Source organism: Escherichia sp. TC-EC600-tetX4 (genome assembly GCF_019356055.1).
Lineage (GTDB): Bacteria > Pseudomonadota > Gammaproteobacteria > Enterobacterales > Enterobacteriaceae.
In genome coordinates this window covers 1,372,255-1,388,675 of the sequence record NZ_CP079924.1, presented here as the reverse complement: position 1 = coordinate 1,388,675, position 16,421 = coordinate 1,372,255, and the positions used below count along the sequence as shown (strand labels likewise).

General features: G+C 50.0%; 14 protein-coding genes. 6 read left to right on the top strand and 8 right to left on the bottom strand.

All coding sequences use genetic code 11. From position 1 onward, the window contains the following. Positions 1–44: 44 nt before the first annotated feature. The 3 genes from oxc to KXD89_RS06660 all read right to left on the bottom strand — a co-directional run bounded on the left by oxc (position 45) and on the right by KXD89_RS06660 (position 4,191). Entirely contained in the window at positions 45–1,739 is a 1,695-nt protein-coding gene (gene oxc / locus KXD89_RS06670) for an oxalyl-CoA decarboxylase (RefSeq protein ID WP_001283490.1), read from the bottom strand. Positions 1,740–1,792: 53 nt separating this feature from the next. Beyond that, on the bottom strand, positions 1,793–3,043 hold the full coding sequence (frc, locus tag KXD89_RS06665) for a formyl-CoA transferase (RefSeq protein WP_000106759.1): 1,251 nt from the start codon (positions 3,041–3,043) through the stop codon (positions 1,793–1,795). A gap of 512 nt (positions 3,044–3,555) precedes the next feature. Then, positions 3,556–4,191: a YfdX family protein gene (locus tag KXD89_RS06660; RefSeq protein ID WP_000825600.1), complete on the bottom strand. Its 636-nt coding sequence runs from the start codon at positions 4,189–4,191 to the stop codon at positions 3,556–3,558. Between the two features lie 295 nt (positions 4,192–4,486). Between KXD89_RS06660 and ypdI the strand changes: the two genes are divergently transcribed. Beyond that, positions 4,487–4,762, top strand: a complete 276-nt coding sequence (ypdI, locus tag KXD89_RS06655) for a colanic acid biosynthesis lipoprotein YpdI (protein ID WP_000867631.1) — start codon at positions 4,487–4,489, stop codon at positions 4,760–4,762. 76 nt (positions 4,763–4,838) lie between these two features. Here ypdI and KXD89_RS06650 read toward each other — a convergent pair whose 3' ends face one another. Beyond that, positions 4,839–5,081 (bottom strand): YfdY family protein, encoded by a 243-nt coding sequence (locus tag KXD89_RS06650; protein WP_000609275.1) that lies wholly within the window; start codon positions 5,079–5,081, stop codon positions 4,839–4,841. A gap of 352 nt (positions 5,082–5,433) precedes the next feature. On the opposite strand from KXD89_RS06650, the gene lpxP reads away from it, so the two are divergent. Both lpxP and ypdK read left to right on the top strand, forming a co-directional pair. After that, positions 5,434–6,354 (top strand): kdo(2)-lipid IV(A) palmitoleoyltransferase, encoded by a 921-nt coding sequence (lpxP, locus tag KXD89_RS06645; RefSeq protein WP_000484404.1) that lies wholly within the window; start codon positions 5,434–5,436, stop codon positions 6,352–6,354. Positions 6,355–6,709: 355 nt separating this feature from the next. Continuing rightward, positions 6,710–6,781, top strand: a complete 72-nt coding sequence (gene ypdK / locus KXD89_RS06640; protein ID WP_010723117.1) for a membrane protein YpdK — start codon at positions 6,710–6,712, stop codon at positions 6,779–6,781. Positions 6,782–6,845: 64 nt separating this feature from the next. Here the strand turns inward: ypdK and alaC are convergent, their stop codons facing one another. Continuing rightward, positions 6,846–8,084, bottom strand: a complete 1,239-nt coding sequence (gene alaC, locus KXD89_RS06635) for an alanine transaminase (RefSeq protein ID WP_000785931.1) — start codon at positions 8,082–8,084, stop codon at positions 6,846–6,848. A 375-nt stretch (positions 8,085–8,459) separates the two neighbouring features. On the opposite strand from alaC, the gene ypdA reads away from it, so the two are divergent. Genes ypdA through KXD89_RS06620 form a run of 3 tightly spaced genes read left to right on the top strand, consistent with a single transcriptional unit; the run spans position 8,460 to position 11,776 of the window. Then, positions 8,460–10,157, top strand: a complete 1,698-nt coding sequence (ypdA, locus tag KXD89_RS06630; protein ID WP_000544359.1) for a two-component system sensor histidine kinase YpdA — start codon at positions 8,460–8,462, stop codon at positions 10,155–10,157. Between the two features lie 14 nt (positions 10,158–10,171). After that, entirely contained in the window at positions 10,172–10,906 is a 735-nt protein-coding gene (gene ypdB / locus KXD89_RS06625; RefSeq protein WP_001295458.1) for a two-component system response regulator YpdB, read from the top strand. A 12-nt stretch (positions 10,907–10,918) separates the two neighbouring features. Continuing rightward, positions 10,919–11,776: an AraC family transcriptional regulator gene (locus KXD89_RS06620; protein ID WP_000646835.1), complete on the top strand. Its 858-nt coding sequence runs from the start codon at positions 10,919–10,921 to the stop codon at positions 11,774–11,776. A 2-nt stretch (positions 11,777–11,778) separates the two neighbouring features. Here KXD89_RS06620 and ptsP read toward each other — a convergent pair whose 3' ends face one another. The 3 genes from ptsP to ypdF are packed head-to-tail and all read right to left on the bottom strand — an operon-like array spanning position 11,779 to position 16,421. Continuing rightward, entirely contained in the window at positions 11,779–14,274 is a 2,496-nt protein-coding gene (gene ptsP / locus KXD89_RS06615) for a phosphoenolpyruvate--protein phosphotransferase (protein WP_000955906.1), read from the bottom strand. A gap of 24 nt (positions 14,275–14,298) precedes the next feature. Then, positions 14,299–15,336, bottom strand: a complete 1,038-nt coding sequence (ypdE, locus tag KXD89_RS06610; protein WP_000366028.1) for an aminopeptidase — start codon at positions 15,334–15,336, stop codon at positions 14,299–14,301. Next, positions 15,336–16,421: an aminopeptidase gene (gene ypdF / locus KXD89_RS06605; RefSeq protein ID WP_000173288.1), complete on the bottom strand. Its 1,086-nt coding sequence runs from the start codon at positions 16,419–16,421 to the stop codon at positions 15,336–15,338. The genes ypdE and ypdF overlap by 1 nt, the downstream gene beginning before the upstream one ends.

Here is a 16,421-nt window from a genome sequence, read left to right as displayed (position 1 = left end):
TCACCATCGCATAATGAGTTGGCAAGAGGAGACGATGTCAGTATTTAATTACCAGCGACTTGTTTTGGGTTAAGTTTGGTAATATGGCCACTTTCAGTTCCTGCTGCAGGGTCGATGACCACATTAATAATGGTCGGTTTGCGCGACTGAATACCGGTGGTTAAAGCATGACGAAGTTCATCTGTCGTGGTGACGTTATAGCCAACGCCACGAAACGCATCCATTAATTTGTCATACCTTGCATGGTGCAACAGATCCGTTGGTGATGGTGCACCAGCGCCACTGAGATCAACACCGTCTCCTCTGTAGATGCCGCCATTATTAAAAATAACGATCGTCACCGGCAGGTTATATCGACAAATCGTTTCAATTTCCATCCCACTGAAACCAAAAGCACTATCACCTTCAATGGCGACAACCGGAGAACCAGAAGTCACGCTAGCACCGATGGCATAGCCCATACCGATGCCCATGACACCCCAGGTACCACAATCCAGACGACGACGTGGTTTATACATATCAATAATATTTCGTGCATTATCCAGGGTATTTGCACCTTCATTAACTAAATAAATATCCTGGTTCTCGCGCAATACGTCGCGCACAGCACTTAATGCATTAAAGTAATTTAATGGTTGAGTATCTGTACTTAATTTTTCATGCATTTTTTGTGCATTTTGCTGCTTGTGGATATTTAAAATATCGCGCCATACCAGTGGAGTCGTAAATGTGTTTTGTTTCAGTTCTGCCAGCATACCTTGCATACTGGATGCAATATCACCAACGACTGGCACAGCAATGGGGCGGTTGCTGTCAATTTCCTGCGGTTCAATATCCAGTTGAATAAACTGTGTATCTGCCGCCCATCCTTTTTTACCGTGTGCCAATAACCAATTCAGTCGTGCACCAACAAGCATGACAACGTCAGCATTTGCCAGGGCAAACGAACGCGCAGCTGCCGCAGAAAGTGGATGCGTATCTTCAAGGATCCCTTTCGCCATAGACATTGGCAGGAATGGAATCTGAGCACTTTCAATAAATTCACGAAGCTGTTCATCAGCTTGTGAATACGCCGCGCCTTTGCCAAGGATAATTAATGGCCGTTCAGCTTTTGCTAAAAGCGAAATTGCGCTAGTGACTGACTTCGGGCATGGCAATAATGCTGGCGACGGATTTTCAACTTTAACAATCGTGGTTAACGCTTCGTCTTTTTCCATCGTCGCGGCCAGGACATTTGCTGGCAAATCAAGATAAACTCCGCCAGGGCGACCCGATACAGAGACCCGGATAGCGCGTGCCAATGCAATGCCAAGATCCTGCGGCTGATTAACGCGAAATGCTGCTTTGGCATACGGTTTTGCCGCATTCATTTGGTCCAGCTCTTCATAATCACCTTGCTGTAGGTCGACGATCGCGCGGTCGCTGGAGCCGCTAATCATGATCATCGGAAAACCATTTACCGTTGCGTTGGCCAATGCGGTCAAACCATTGAGGAATCCTGGCGCAGAAACTGTCAGGCAGATCCCCGGTTTTTGGGTAAGAAAACCGCTTGCCGCAGCGGCATAGCCTGCCGACTGCTCATGACGAAAACCAATATAACGAATGCCTTCCGCCTGGGCATGGCGTGCCATATCCGTCACAGGAATACCTACAACACCATAAATAGTGTCAATATTATTCTGTTTTAATGCTTCAACGATGATATGCATACCATCTGTCATTTGAAGTTGATCTGACATGATTAATAACCTCGAAATTTTTATAAATTGGGAGCCAGAAGCCCCCGTTAATATCAGATGGCGTGGTTTTGCTTCATTGCAGCAATTTCATCGTCGCTATAACCCAGCTCCTGCAATACAGCAGCGGTATGTTCACCTAATAGCGGCGCAGCTTTAATATCCGGCGTAAAGGCAGAGAATTTCATTGGACAACCAACGGTCAGATATTTTCCACGCAACGGTTGTTCCACTTCAACAACACTGCCACTTTGGCGCAAAGAGGGATCAAGTGAAATTTCTTTCATACTTAAAACCGGTGCACAAGGAATATCAAACTGAGTCAAATAGGCCACCGCTTCATGTTTATCAATAGTGACAGTGTATTTTTCGATTTCAGCAAAAATATCGAAAATATGTGGCTGTCGTGCATGGGCTGTACTGTATGCCGGATCGGTAATCCATTCTGGTTTGCCGATGGCTTTACAGGTGTTTTCCCAGTTTTGCTCCTGAATAGTGAAATAAATATAGGCGTTAGGATCGGTTTCCCAGCCTTTACATTTCAGGATCCAGCCAGGCTGACCGCCACCACCTGCATTACCACCGCGGGGAACTGCATCACCAAATGTACCATTCGGATACTGCGGGTATTCTTCCAGATAACCCAATTTATCGAGACGCTGCTGGTCACGTAATTTCACGCGGCAAAGGTTCAATACGGCATCCTGCATTGACATGGTGACTCGTTGCCCACGCCCCGTTTTTTCGCGATGCAGCAAAGCAGCAAGTAAACCGATCAGCAAATGCATTCCGGTGTTGCTGTCACCCAACGCTGCAGCGCTTACCAGCGGCGGACCATCCCAAAAACCCGTAGTGGATGCCGCGCCACCCGCTGCCTGAGCAACGTTTTCATAGGCTTTTACATTCACATAAGGCGAACACTCATCAAACCCTTTGATCGAACCAAAAATCAGACGTGGATTGATTTCTTGAATATGCTCCCAGGTGAAGCCCATGTGATCAATGGCCCCTGGATGAAAGTTCTCGACTAAGATATCAGCTTCGCGGATCAGCTTTTCCATTACCTCTTTGCCTTCCGCTGTTTTGGTATTTAACTCAATAGAACGTTTGTTACTGTTAAGCATGGTGAAGTAAAGCGCATCGATATCAGGAATATCTCGCAGCTGGTGACGCGTTACGTCACCAACGCCGGGACGTTCAATTTTAATAACGTCAGCGCCAAACCAGGCCAGCATTTGAGTACAAGATGGGCCAGATTGCACACCGGTGAAATCGAGAACTTTAATTCCTTGAAGTGGAGTTGACATAGCAATACCTATTAGTTAATTAAATATGTGTTAATTTAGCGTTTATTTAAGGCGTAATATCTTCTATAAATAACCCGCAAAATATCGTCGTAGCTGCACTCGATATTTTTAAAATCCTGTATCAAGTGCTGAAAATCATTTCATCGCCACTTCCAATTCCTTTCTGCATGGTAAGTAGTGAGGACGAAAAGAAGAATATGATAAATATTGATTCGTGGTAATCAGAGAGAGTCGCGACATTTGTGATGTTATTCTTACAACTGTAAGAAGCGCCGGTGATTTACAAGCAAGGGTATGATTACGCTTTTTAAAGCGTACCATAAAACATAACATAATAAATGATTTGTGATGACACGGGATTATTGCGGTTTACTTTGAGGAATATAAAATGCGAGTTTATAGCACCGCGAGCGCCAAATAATTTTATGACCACAACCTGTCGTATTGTGGTCATAAAAAATTGTCGGCTGGAGGGAGTTAAATCCTTTACCTCAATATACTGCCTGTCAGCATTAGTTCACAAACAGTGCTTCGCTATCGACGATGATTCCATCTTCCGCACCTTTAAGCGCCAGGTTTGCCTCGTAGTATTGCTTTTTATCAAGCAGTTTCTGCGCATCAGCAAGTGCATTACGAGTCTGTTTAAGTGGCATCAGATATTGGTTTTCCATTACGCCAACACCGGCCAGGCGAAGCTCTTCCATTGCGCCCTTTTTATCCCCTTTCGCCATTTTTTCATTGGCAATTTTTATCGCGGCTTCTTTTTCGGGAGTTGCTACATAACTCTCAGAAATTCCGACAGATGCATTAATGACAATATATTGGTCATCATTGAGATTGGTCTTTTTACCTGGCTTAGCGAACTTTGCCCATTCGGTACTGTCATCTGACAGCAAAGCGGAAGCTTCATTGGTCAGTTCTTTTGCCTTTTCTGGATCGCCATGAAACAGAGCCAGGCGCGCTACCTGCACGTCACGCATCGCATATAAACCTTGTTCAGAGATACGCTCTGCTGCCGCTGCCGTTTTCTGGGTTTGCTGAACTTGCTGAGTTTGCTGTTGTGCCGCTACCGGAGCATTATCAGCAGCCCATACAGTTGAAGATGCCAGAATTGCTGTGACCATCGTGGCCATAATTAAACGTTTCATACTTACCTCATTCTTTAACAGTTTTAGAAAACGCCGCCATCATATTGGGTGAGCATGAAATGAGAAATCAGAGAGCAACGGTCATTTTGAAAGGGTTATCTTACAGTTGTAGTTATTATCGCAAGAAGTATTTTAGTCTTACAATTGTAGGAATATGCTTCCTGTCGCAGAGAACTATTCTTATATACCACAAAGAGATGTCATTTATTATATCGATGTAAATACTGATTAATTAAATGTAAATACAGCCATAACATCGTAGGTTCTCAGTGAACCATTTTCAGGATAACTTTCTATGAAAGTAAACTTAATACTTTTCAGCTTATTTTTATTGGTCTCTATTATGGCATGCAATGTTTTTGCATTTTCCATTTCGGGTGGTGGAAGTGAGAGGAGCTATAAAGAGACTGAAAAAACATCAGCGATGACGACCACACACTCTACAAAACTTCAGCCATCACAGGCGATTTTGTTTAAGATGAGAGAAGATGCGCCACCATTAAACCTCACAGAAGAAATGCCGCCCCCTTTTCCGACAAAGGCGAATTATCTTATTCATCCTGTGCGATAGCGTCTTTCACATGGCAGGTGAACAATCATGTCTGATGCTGATGTGAACACCTGCCCAAATGAGCCATCCTGACCCACTACCGCCTGCCATACCCCACCATAAAGCGAATCATCAAGCCACAAGCCGGGGCAAGAAACATAAATATCCCCGTCACTAGTTCATTACCGCCAGTTAACCACATGGTGAAGTAATAAATGAGTGCAGCGAGGATCACCATGCCGAAGAAAGAAGAGACCGCCGATACCACGTTCAGTACCTGACCGATGTAGCCGCTTACGCAGACAATACACAGGGCGAGAAACATCCATAAATTAATCATAGCTCAACCTCCTGCCGCGCTAAAAAACCTGTAACTTCAGTCACTTTAATAGTAAGACAATCCTTAACCTCTGGCAATTTTTGCTAAGCATCAATGAAAACAGCATGTTAAATGCAAGACTGTTGTGTACGGAAAAATATTTACTTTGCACGATTAATAATCAGTAGCTGAAAGCAGTCAGCGAGTGATAAAGTACAGATACCGCATTCATGCTCCTCGTGGTTATGTCCTGACTAGTCTTTACACTCTTTACAGGAACCATTGTCGTACATGATGGCCCAACCAATTGAGTGTACCGCTGTCGACATGGAATCTTCTGCGATACAACAATTCGTATCTACAGAAGGTAACTATGTTTCCACAATGCAAATTTTCCCGCGAGTTTCTACATCCTCGCTACTGGCTCACATGGTTTGGGCTTGGTGTACTCTGGCTTTGGGTACAGCTTCCTTATCCTGTTCTCTGCTTTCTCGGCACGCGTATTGGCGCAATGGCGCGACCATTCCTGAAACGTCGTGAATCTATCGCCCGTAAAAACCTGGAACTTTGTTTCCCGCAGCATTCTGCGGAAGAACGCGAGAAGATGATTGCCGAAAACTTTCGTTCACTCGGCATGGCGCTGGTAGAAACCGGCATGGCATGGTTCTGGCCCGACAGTCGCGTACGTAAATGGTTTGATGTTGAAGGGTTGGATAACCTTAAACGCGCACAAATGCAAAATCGCGGCGTAATGGTTGTCGGCGTCCATTTTATGTCGCTGGAACTGGGCGGCCGCGTGATGGGACTGTGCCAACCAATGATGGCTACCTATCGTCCACATAATAATCAGCTGATGGAATGGGTGCAGACCCGTGGGCGCATGCGCTCTAACAAAGCGATGATCGGCAGAAATAATCTGCGCGGCATTGTCGGTGCACTGAAGAAAGGTGAAGCGGTATGGTTTGCTCCCGATCAGGATTATGGTCGTAAAGGCAGCTCCTTCGCGCCGTTCTTTGCGGTGGAAAATGTCGCCACAACCAATGGCACCTATGTTCTCTCCCGTCTCTCTGGCGCAGCCATGTTGACCGTAACGATGGTAAGAAAAGCGGATTACAGCGGATATCGTTTGTTCATCACCCCAGAGATGGAAGGCTACCCGACAGATGAAAATCAAGCCGCTGCCTATATGAACAAGATTATCGAGAAAGAGATCATGCGCGCACCGGAGCAGTACCTCTGGATCCACCGTCGCTTTAAAACGCGCCCGGTGGGAGAATCGTCGTTGTACATTTAACAAACTGCTCTTACTCTTTCCCTCCTCAAATCGGCCATAATAACCTCATGGTTTTTATGGCTTTTTTCTTAAGGTTTTTTCCTTCGCTGAATATCTAATTATTACCGTCAGAAATTAAACTGTCGCCGATATGAGACACTTGTAAGTTACTAAAAGTAAATAAGAAAATGCCTCTTGTCTCGTTTCAGTTTTAGGCGTACATTAGCGCCGTCTCGAGCAGTTTAGCTCAGAATTCTGGGGTGATGCCCACGGTAAAATACAGGGCTTTTAAGGTCGCTTTGCCCGGTGTCAACTCACTGTATCAGGTGTAATGAAGTCATTCAGGCGTAACAGTAATTACGCGGAGAGATGTAAAGTGAAATATTTCTTTATGGGCATTTCTTTTATGGTCATCGTTTGGGCCGGTACTTTTGCCCTGATGATCTAAAAGCAAACTGTGCAATGAAAAACAGGAGCCATCAGGCTCCTGTTTGCATTTCTGACGACGGTGTTTATTCCGCGTTTTCGTGAATATGTTTGCTGCTGGCGGGTAGTAAACCGTCGGCACGGAACATCGCTTTAATCCCTCTGATGGCCTGACGAATACGGTCGCGGTTTTCAATCAGTGCAAAGCGAACATGCGTATCACCATAGTCGCCAAAGCCAATCCCCGGCGAGACACAAACCTTCGCTTCGTTAAGGAGCTTCTTGGCAAATTCCAGCGATCCCATGGCCGCATATGGTTCCGGGATTTTCGCCCAGACATACATCGAAGCCTTCGGCATTTCAACCATCCAGCCCGCTTCATGCAGCCCTTTAACCAATACATCACGGCGGCGTTTGTACTGTTCGGCAATGTCGCGCACGCACTGTTGATCGCCCTCCAGCGCCGCAATCGCCGCCACCTGCAACGGCGTAAAGGTGCCGTAATCGTGATAGCTTTTAATACGAGCCAGGGCGCTGACCAGCGTTTTGTTGCCAACCATAAAGCCGATACGCCAGCCCGCCATGTTGTAGCTTTTCGACAGCGTAAAGAACTCGACTGCCACATCGCGTGCACCCGGTACCTGCATAATTGACGGCGCTTTCCAGCCATCGTAGACGATATCGGCATAGGCCAGGTCATGGACCACCAGCACATCGTAGCGTTTCGCCAGCGCCACTACTTTTTCGAAGAACTCCAGTTCCACGCATTGCGCGGTTGGGTTTGACGGGAAGCCGAGGATCATCATCTTCGGTTTCGGATAACTTTCACGAATGGCTCGCTCCAGTTCGTTGAAGAAATCGACACCTTCCACCAGCGGCACTGAGCGTACCTGCGCCCCGGCAATCACCGCGCCATAAATATGGATCGGGTAACTTGGATTCGGCACCAGCACCGTGTCACCATGATCCAGCGTCGCCAGCATCAGATGCGCCAGGCCCTCTTTCGAACCAATAGTGACGATGGCTTCTGATTCCGGGTCGATTTCAACGTCGTAGCGATCCTGATACCAGCGGGAAATGGCGCGACGTAACCGCGGAATGCCGCGTGAAGTGGAGTAACCATGCGTGTCCGGGCGCTGGGCCACAGTACATAATTTTTCGACGATATGCGGCGGAGTCGCACCGTCCGGGTTACCCATGCTGAAATCGATAATATCTTCGCCGCGCCGACGCGCAGCCATTTTCAGTTCAGCGGTGATGTTAAAAACGTAGGGCGGGAGACGATCAATGCGCGTAAAGCGACGTTCAGGGCGAGTGTCAGCCATAATTTCCTCAGATTAACGTTAGCGCCCGGACCGTCCGAGCGACGCTGCCACGATGGTGGCTGTTTTGAAAATAGCCTGATTAATTTCTGTCTGTCCAGCGTTTTAGAACATTTTATTAATGACGTTAAATGAGGAACTCTGCTTTAAAAACAGGAAATTTATCTGCGCTAACAAGAAAATTACCACTCATTTTATTAACATAATAATTTCAATAAATTTACTAACCAGAAGTGCATTATCAAGAGATGCATTGCTAATACACCATTTATCTATCAATCCCCTTTTAAAATTGTGGTTTTTCCTCAAAAACGGCCTGCTGGTCATCAGCCTTCAGGTTACCTATCATAGAGGTTTAATCCTTATTCAGAGTCACCCGTGCACGAAATATTCAACATGCTGCTGGCGGTCTTCGATCGGGCAGCGTTAATGCTTATCTGCCTGTTCTTTCTCATCCGTATCCGCCTGTTTCGCGAACTGTTGCACAAGTCGGCGCACTCCCCAAAAGAATTGCTCGCCGTTACCGCCATTTTCTCGCTGTTCGCCCTGTTCAGCACCTGGTCCGGCGTTCCCGTAGAAGGCTCGCTGGTGAACGTACGTATTATCGCGGTGATGTCCGGCGGGATTCTGTTTGGCCCGTGGGTAGGCATCATTACCGGCGTGATTGCGGGTATTCACCGGTATTTAATTGATATCGGCGGCGTGACGGCGATCCCCTGCTTTATCACCAGCATTCTGGCGGGTTGTATATCGGGCTGGATCAACCTGAAAATCCCCAAAGCACAGCGCTGGCGCGTCGGTATTCTCGGCGGCATGTTGTGTGAGACGTTGACCATGATTCTGGTAATTGTCTGGGCACCAACTACCGCGTTGGGGATCGATATCGTCTCTAAAATCGGCATTCCAATGATCCTCGGTAGCGTCTGTATCGGCTTTATTGTGCTTCTGGTGCAAAGCGTTGAGGGCGAAAAAGAGGCCAGCGCCGCGCGGCAGGCCAAGCTGGCGCTGGATATCGCCAACAAAACGCTACCGCTGTTTCGCCATGTCAATAGCGAGTCATTACGCAAGGTCTGCGAAATTATCCGCGATGACATTCACGCCGATGCGGTGGCGATTACTAATACCGATCATGTGCTGGCCTATGTTGGCGTGGGTGAACATAACTATCAGAATGGCGATGACTTCATTAGCCCGACTACCCGTCAGGCGATGAATTACGGAAAAATCATCATTAAAAACAATGATGAAGCCCACCGCACACCAGAGATTCATTCCATGCTGGTGATCCCATTGTGGGAGAAAGGGGTCGTGACCGGAACGCTGAAAATTTACTACTGCCACGCGCATCAGATCACCTCGTCATTACAGGAAATGGCGGTCGGTCTGTCGCAAATCATCTCCACGCAACTGGAGGTTTCACGCGCCGAGCAGCTACGTGAAATGGCAAATAAGGCAGAGCTTCGCGCCCTGCAAAGCAAAATTAATCCCCATTTTCTGTTTAACGCTCTGAACGCTATTTCATCGTCAATCCGTCTGAATCCGGATACCGCTCGCCAGTTGATCTTTAATCTGTCGCGTTATCTGCGCTATAACATTGAATTAAAAGACGATGAGCAAATCGATATCAAAAAAGAGCTGTATCAAATTAAAGACTATATTGCCATTGAGCAGGCCCGCTTTGGTGACAAGCTGACGGTTATCTATGATATTGATGAAGAGGTGAATTGCTGCATTCCCAGCCTGCTGATCCAGCCGTTGGTGGAGAACGCCATTGTCCACGGTATTCAGCCTTGCAAAGGTAAAGGCGTTGTCACCATCAGCGTTGCAGAGTGCGGAAATCGGGTACGCATTGCGGTGCGAGATACCGGGCACGGCATCGATCCAAAGGTGATTGAGCGGGTCGAAGCGAATGAAATGCCGGGCAATAAAATTGGCCTGCTGAATGTCCATCATCGCGTGAAGTTATTGTATGGCGAGGGGCTGCATATCCGCCGCCTGGAGCCGGGGACGGAAATTGCGTTTTACATTCCTAACCAACGCACCCCAGTCGCCTCACAGGCTACGTTATTGCTTTGAGCCGGAGTGATATTGTGAAAGTCATCATTGTTGAAGACGAATTCCTGGCACAACAGGAACTGAGCTGGCTAATTAAAGAGCACAGCCAGATGGAGATTGTCGGCACCTTTGACGACGGTCTGGACGTGTTGAAGTTTTTGCAGCATAACCGCGTCGACGCCATTTTTCTGGATATCAATATTCCGTCGCTGGATGGCGTGTTGCTGGCGCAAAACATCAGCCAGTTCGCCCATAAACCGTTTATTGTGTTCATCACCGCGTGGAAAGAACATGCGGTAGAAGCGTTTGAACTGGAGGCGTTTGACTACATTCTCAAACCGTATCAGGAGTCACGTATTACCGGGATGCTGCAAAAACTGGAAGCGGCCTGGCAACAACAGCAGACCAGCAGTACGCCTGCCGCGACGGTAACGCGTGAGAATGACACCATTAATCTGGTGAAAGATGAGCGAATAATCGTCACGCCAATTAACGATATCTATTACGCCGAAGCGCACGAGAAAATGACCTTTGTCTATACGCGGCGTGAATCCTACGTAATGCCGATGAACATTACCGAATTTTGCAGCAAACTGCCGCCGTCGCATTTTTTCCGCTGCCATCGCTCATTTTGTGTCAATCTGAACAAAATACGCGAAATCGAACCGTGGTTTAATAACACCTACATTCTGCGACTGAAAGATCTGGATTTTGAAGTGCCGGTCAGCCGCAGCAAAGTGAAAGAATTTCGCCAGTTAATGCATCTTTAATCGGGAACTTTCATGAAAGCACCAGGCTTGCCCGCCGATCAACAATTTTTCGCCGATCTGTTCAGCGGCCTGGTGCTTAACCCGCAACTACTGGGGCGCGTCTGGTTTGCCAGCCAGCCTGCCTCGTTGCCGGTGGGCAGTTTATGTATTGATTTTCCCCGTCTGGATATCGTGCTGCGCGGCGAATACGGCAATCTGCTGGAAGCAAAGCAGCAACGTTTGGTGGAAGGAGAAATGCTGTTTATTCCGGCGCGCGCGGCTAATTTACCGGTCAACAACAAACCGGTGATGCTGTTAAGCCTGGTGTTCGCTCCGACCTGGCTTGGGTTATCGTTTTACGATAGCCGCACCACGTCGTTGTTGCATCCTGCTCGCCAGATCCAGCTTCCCAGCCTGCAACGCGGTGAAGGTGAAGCGATGCTTACCGCCCTCACCCATCTTAGCCGTTCGCCGCTGGAGCAAAATATCATTCAGCCGCTGGTGTTAAGTTTGCTGCATCTTTGCCGTAGCGTGGTGAATATGCCGCCGGGCAATTCGCAGCCGCGCGGCGATTTTCTCTATCACAGCATTTGTAACTGGGTTCAGGATAATTATGCCCAGCCGCTCACCCGCGAGAGCGTGGCGCAGTTTTTTAATATCACGCCCAATCATCTGTCAAAACTGTTTGCTCAGCATGGAACGATGCGTTTTATCGAGTATGTGCGTTGGGTGCGAATGGCGAAGGCGAGGATGATTTTGCAGAAATATCATCTGTCAATTCATGAAGTGGCACAGCGTTGCGGTTTTCCGGATAGCGACTATTTTTGTCGCGTTTTCCGGCGTCAGTTTGGTCTGACGCCGGGAGAGTACAGCGCCCGTTTTCAGGGCTAACGTCAGAAGGTTAATTCTGTTTCCAGCAGCGTCAGGATACTTTGTGCATCTTGCGCGGCAAACAACGACTGGCGGAAGTTTTTATTCACCAGTTTACGCGCCAGCTGCGAGAAGACTTTCACATGATTCATCCCTTCGTTAGCACCCAGCGTCAGCATGATCACCAGTTCGACTTCGCCCATTTCTGACTGCCAGCCAATCGGTTTCGCCAGCCGGGCAATGCTGATACTGGAATGACGGATCCACTGAGATTTGGTGTGCGGGATCGCTACGCCAAAACCAACGCCGGTGGTAACAATCTCTTCCCGCTGCCAGACATCTTCTTCCAGCTCAAACGGATGTTCAGTGCGCCCGTTAACGCCGAGGTTGCCGCACAGGAACTGGATCGCCTGCTCTTTATTGCTAAAATCCTGATCAACAAAGATATTCTCCAGCGCCAGCAGTGGGCGAACGTCTTCTTCCGGCGTAAAGGCGGTGAGTAACGCTTCAATTTCCTGCGCACTGCGGCATTCACATGCCTGACGCGCCAGTTCCCGACACGCCTCGCTATCCAGTTGACGAAGCTGGCTTTTCACCGCCGGAATACGCGGGCTACTCATACTCAGCTCATCCAGGCCCAGCCCAAGCAGTAGCGGCAGATAACGGCTTTCACCGCCCAGTTCACCGCAAATGCCTACCCATTTGCCCCGCTGATGCGCAGTGGTAACTATTTGCTGCAACATGCGCAGGAACGATGGCGTAATCGGGTTATATAGCGGCGATACGCGCGGGTTATTACGATCGACCGCATACAGATACTGGGTCATATCGTTGGAGCCGATACTGAAGAAATCGACCTCATCGCAGAAGTGGTCGATGATGTAGCACACCGACGGAACTTCCACCATGATCCCAAGCGTAATCGTCTCTGCATGACGCAGGCCATCGCGCTTAAGCTCAACGATCGCTTTTTGGATCTCGCCTTTCACCCATAAGATCTGATCGAGGCTGTGAACCATCGGGATCATCAACTGGGCGTTGCCGAAACTGGCGGCGCGCAAAATGGCCCGCAGTTGAGTGCGGAACAGGCCAGCAAATTCCGGGTAAATACGTACCGCGCGATAGCCGAGGAACGGGTTCTCTTCCTGGGGAATATTCAGATAAGGAATGCTTTTATCGCCGCCGATGTCCATCGTGCGGAAGATAATCGGCTTGTCGCCCGCCGCCAGTAGCACCTGCTGGTAGGCTTCAAATTGCTCCTGCTCGTCCGGCGCGCTGTCGCGATCCATATAGAGCATTTCGGTACGGAACAGCCCGACACCTTCCGCGCCGTTGGCAAACGCGCCTGGCGCTTCCAGAGCGGTGCCGATATTCGCCGCAATATCAATACGCTTGTTATCACGGGAATAGGCCAGCTGCGCGGCAGCCTGCGCCTGTTGTTTTTGGCGTTTATCCGCCAGCGTCTGCGCGACCTGATAATAACCGCTCACCGCGTCATTCGGGTTAATCGCCAGCACGCCGCACTGGGCGTCAAGCACTGCAGGTTGCCCGGCATAACGGGCAATCGCATCCAGCGGCAAGCCACTCAGTACCGGGATCGCCGAGGCACGGGCCAGAATCAGTGTATGCGAGGTGCGCCCGGTTTTCTCCAGAATCATGCCCGCAAGATTTTTCAAATCAAGGCTCAAAAACTGGCTTGGGGTTAAATCTTCAGCCACCAGAATGGTCGGTTTTTCAAGCACCAGCTTGTTGCGCGGCTTCAGTTCCGGCCAGGTGATATGCAGCAACTGTTCGCTGATATCGCGAATGTCGCTAACACGTTCGCGCAGATAATCGCTGGCAGAGGCAGAAAGTTTGGCGCAAACCTGCTCCATATTGCTGATGATCGCCGCCCCCAGCCCCTGATGCTGTTCTGTCATCAGGCGACGGATATTGCCTGCAAATTCATCATCCTGAATCAGCGACAAATGGGCGCTGAGGATAGTTTTGCTTTCGCCGTCACGCTCACGCAATTGCTGGTTCAGTTGCTCGGCAAGCGTTGCCAGGCTGTGCTCCAGCCGGGTGGAATCTTGCGCACTGGCGGGGATTGCCCGATAACTGTCGAGGCTGTCGCTTTGTAACAGGGTCAGCGTACCCACGCCGACGCCGCTTGCCAGCACATTGCCGTACAGTAAATCCGGGTTAAGGCGGCTTAATGAACGCGGCAGCGGATGCGCCGTCAGTTCTGCCTGCGTAGGCTGAACGCTGTCGCTGTCGATAAAGCGCACCTGGATGTACTCTTCCAGCACGCGCCGCGCCTGCTCTTCATCGCTGCCGCTAATGTTCAGGCTGCAACTGTCATTAAATAGGGTGCCGGTGCCAATCAGCGCCAGCGAGCTTTTCGCATCTGCCTTTGCGTTCTGGCGATGGTTAATAAAAGTGATTTCGCTTTGCCACTGGCTGCACTGTTCTTTAAGTTCCCACGCCGGACGAGCATGTAGACCGTTAGGCAAAGGACAGAGAAATTGAATCGTTAACATAACCGCTCCGGGTTAATCAGGAGATCATCTGAAATCCGTCAGTTGAACAACCGTCTCACGCGTAAGACGTTGAATAAGGGCAGATAAAAGTTGCTGCATCTGCAAAATGTCGCGGCAATCGGCAATCGATGCGGCGCAATGTCCATGGCGGGTTGCTGGCCCCATCACCACTGTGGGCACGCCGGTGCCGGTTAAGTGCACCGCCCCGCCGTCCGTGCCGCCGTTGCTGAACATATCTGCCTGCAACGGCACGCCAATTTCTGCCGCCACGGTTTCGACCCAGGCGGTAAGTTTTGGCGGCGCAATCAGCGACTTGTCGCTTAACACCAGCATCGGCCCGTTACCAATCTGGCGATGGTTAGCCGCGCCATAATCAAAGTTTTTCGCCCAGCAGGCGGTATCAAGCACAATGGCGACGTCCGGCGACACCGCGCGGGTGGCAGTTTGCCCGCCGCGTAATCCCACCTCTTCGCTGGAACTTGCCACCAGCCACACTTCCGCAGGTAGTTCGGCGTCGTGCAGTTCGCGCAGTAACGTCACCAGCAGATAGCAACCGAGGCGGTCATCAAAGGCTTTCCCCATCACTCGCTGGTGAGGGAGAACCTGAAAAGTGGTATCAAACGTGACGCGATCGCCGGGACGAATTCCCGCCTGCATCACTTCGTCATAGGAGCGCGCACCAATGTCCACGCGCATGGCGCTGACGTCATTCCCCTGCCGGTCGCCGTCAAGCAGGCCTGGAATTTTGCACTCTTCACGGGTGGTGATGCGCACCGGCTGCAGCTGGCGGGCAGCCATGCGTACGTTGCCAACCGGCAGCACATCAATCGCCCCTTCGCGGGAGATGCTGCGCACCATAAATCCCACTTCGTCCATATGCGCACAGATCATCACCTTCGGACCTGTCGATTCATTCAGGCGGATCAGCACCGATCCCAGACCATCAAATCGCACTTCTTTTTGCAGGCGATCCGCTTCTTCCAGCAGGATCTGCCGCACTTCCTGTTCCGAGGAGGCGATCGCATCTGCCTCGCTCAACGCTTTTAATAGCGATAAATCCATTATGCCTCTCCCGTGAGCAACACTGTTTTCGGCATGGCGTAGAGCACTTCTGCGCCTTGCGGGGTAACCAGCACAACATCTTCGATGCGCACGCCCCCTTGCCCTGGCAAATAAATCCCCGGCTCCACGGTCAGTAACATGCCTGGCTGTAGCGTCGTGGTGTCCCGCGGTGAAAAACGCGGATCTTCATGAACTTCAATGCCGATAGCGTGACCGGTGTTATGACCGAAATAGTCGCCATAACCTGCTTCTGTAATGACCCGGCGCGCGGCATCGTCAACCTGCTGGCAGCGCACGCCGGGGCGAATCGCGGAGATTGCTGCGAGCTGTGCCTGCAGGACAATTTGATAGACGTTAAACAGCAGGTGAGATTCGGCGCTCACCCCTTCGCCATTCACCAGCAAGGTGCGCGTCATATCAGAGCAGTAGCCCTGATACAGCGCACCGAAATCGAGAGTGACAAACTCGCCCGCTGCAACAATCTTGTCGCTGGCTTTGCCGTGCGGCAGCGCCCCACGCCAGCCACTGGCGACAATGGTGTCAAAAGAGGCTTTTTCTGCGCCCTGCTGGCGCATAAACCACTCCAGTTCAGCGGCTATCTCGCGCTCGCTCATCCCCGCCTGAATAAAGCGGCGAATATGCTCTGCACCGCGATCAGCAATCCCACAGGCGAGGCGGATTTTCTCCACCTCCTCTGGCGTTTTGATTTGCCGCAGCACATCCGGCGTGGCGCTAACCAGTTTCGCATTGAGTTCAGACTGCCAGCGGTGCGCGGTTTCCCAACTCACCTGCTGGCCCTCAAAACCGAGCGTTTGCAACTGTTCATCGGCAATGATTTGATTGACGATAGTGGTAAGCGTGTTCGTCGCGTCAAGCAAATGCAGCTGGTAGCCTTGCGCACGGGCTTCCACCTCAACGTAATAGCGCGAATCCACCAGAATGTGCGCACTTTCACGGCTAATCACCACATAACCTGATCCGGTGGAGATCCCCAGATGCGGCTGTTTGTTCTGCCGTGAGGAGAGAAGCACTGCATCCAGTTGTTGCGCCTTAAGCCAGTCGCGCAGCGAAGCGAGTAATGTCAT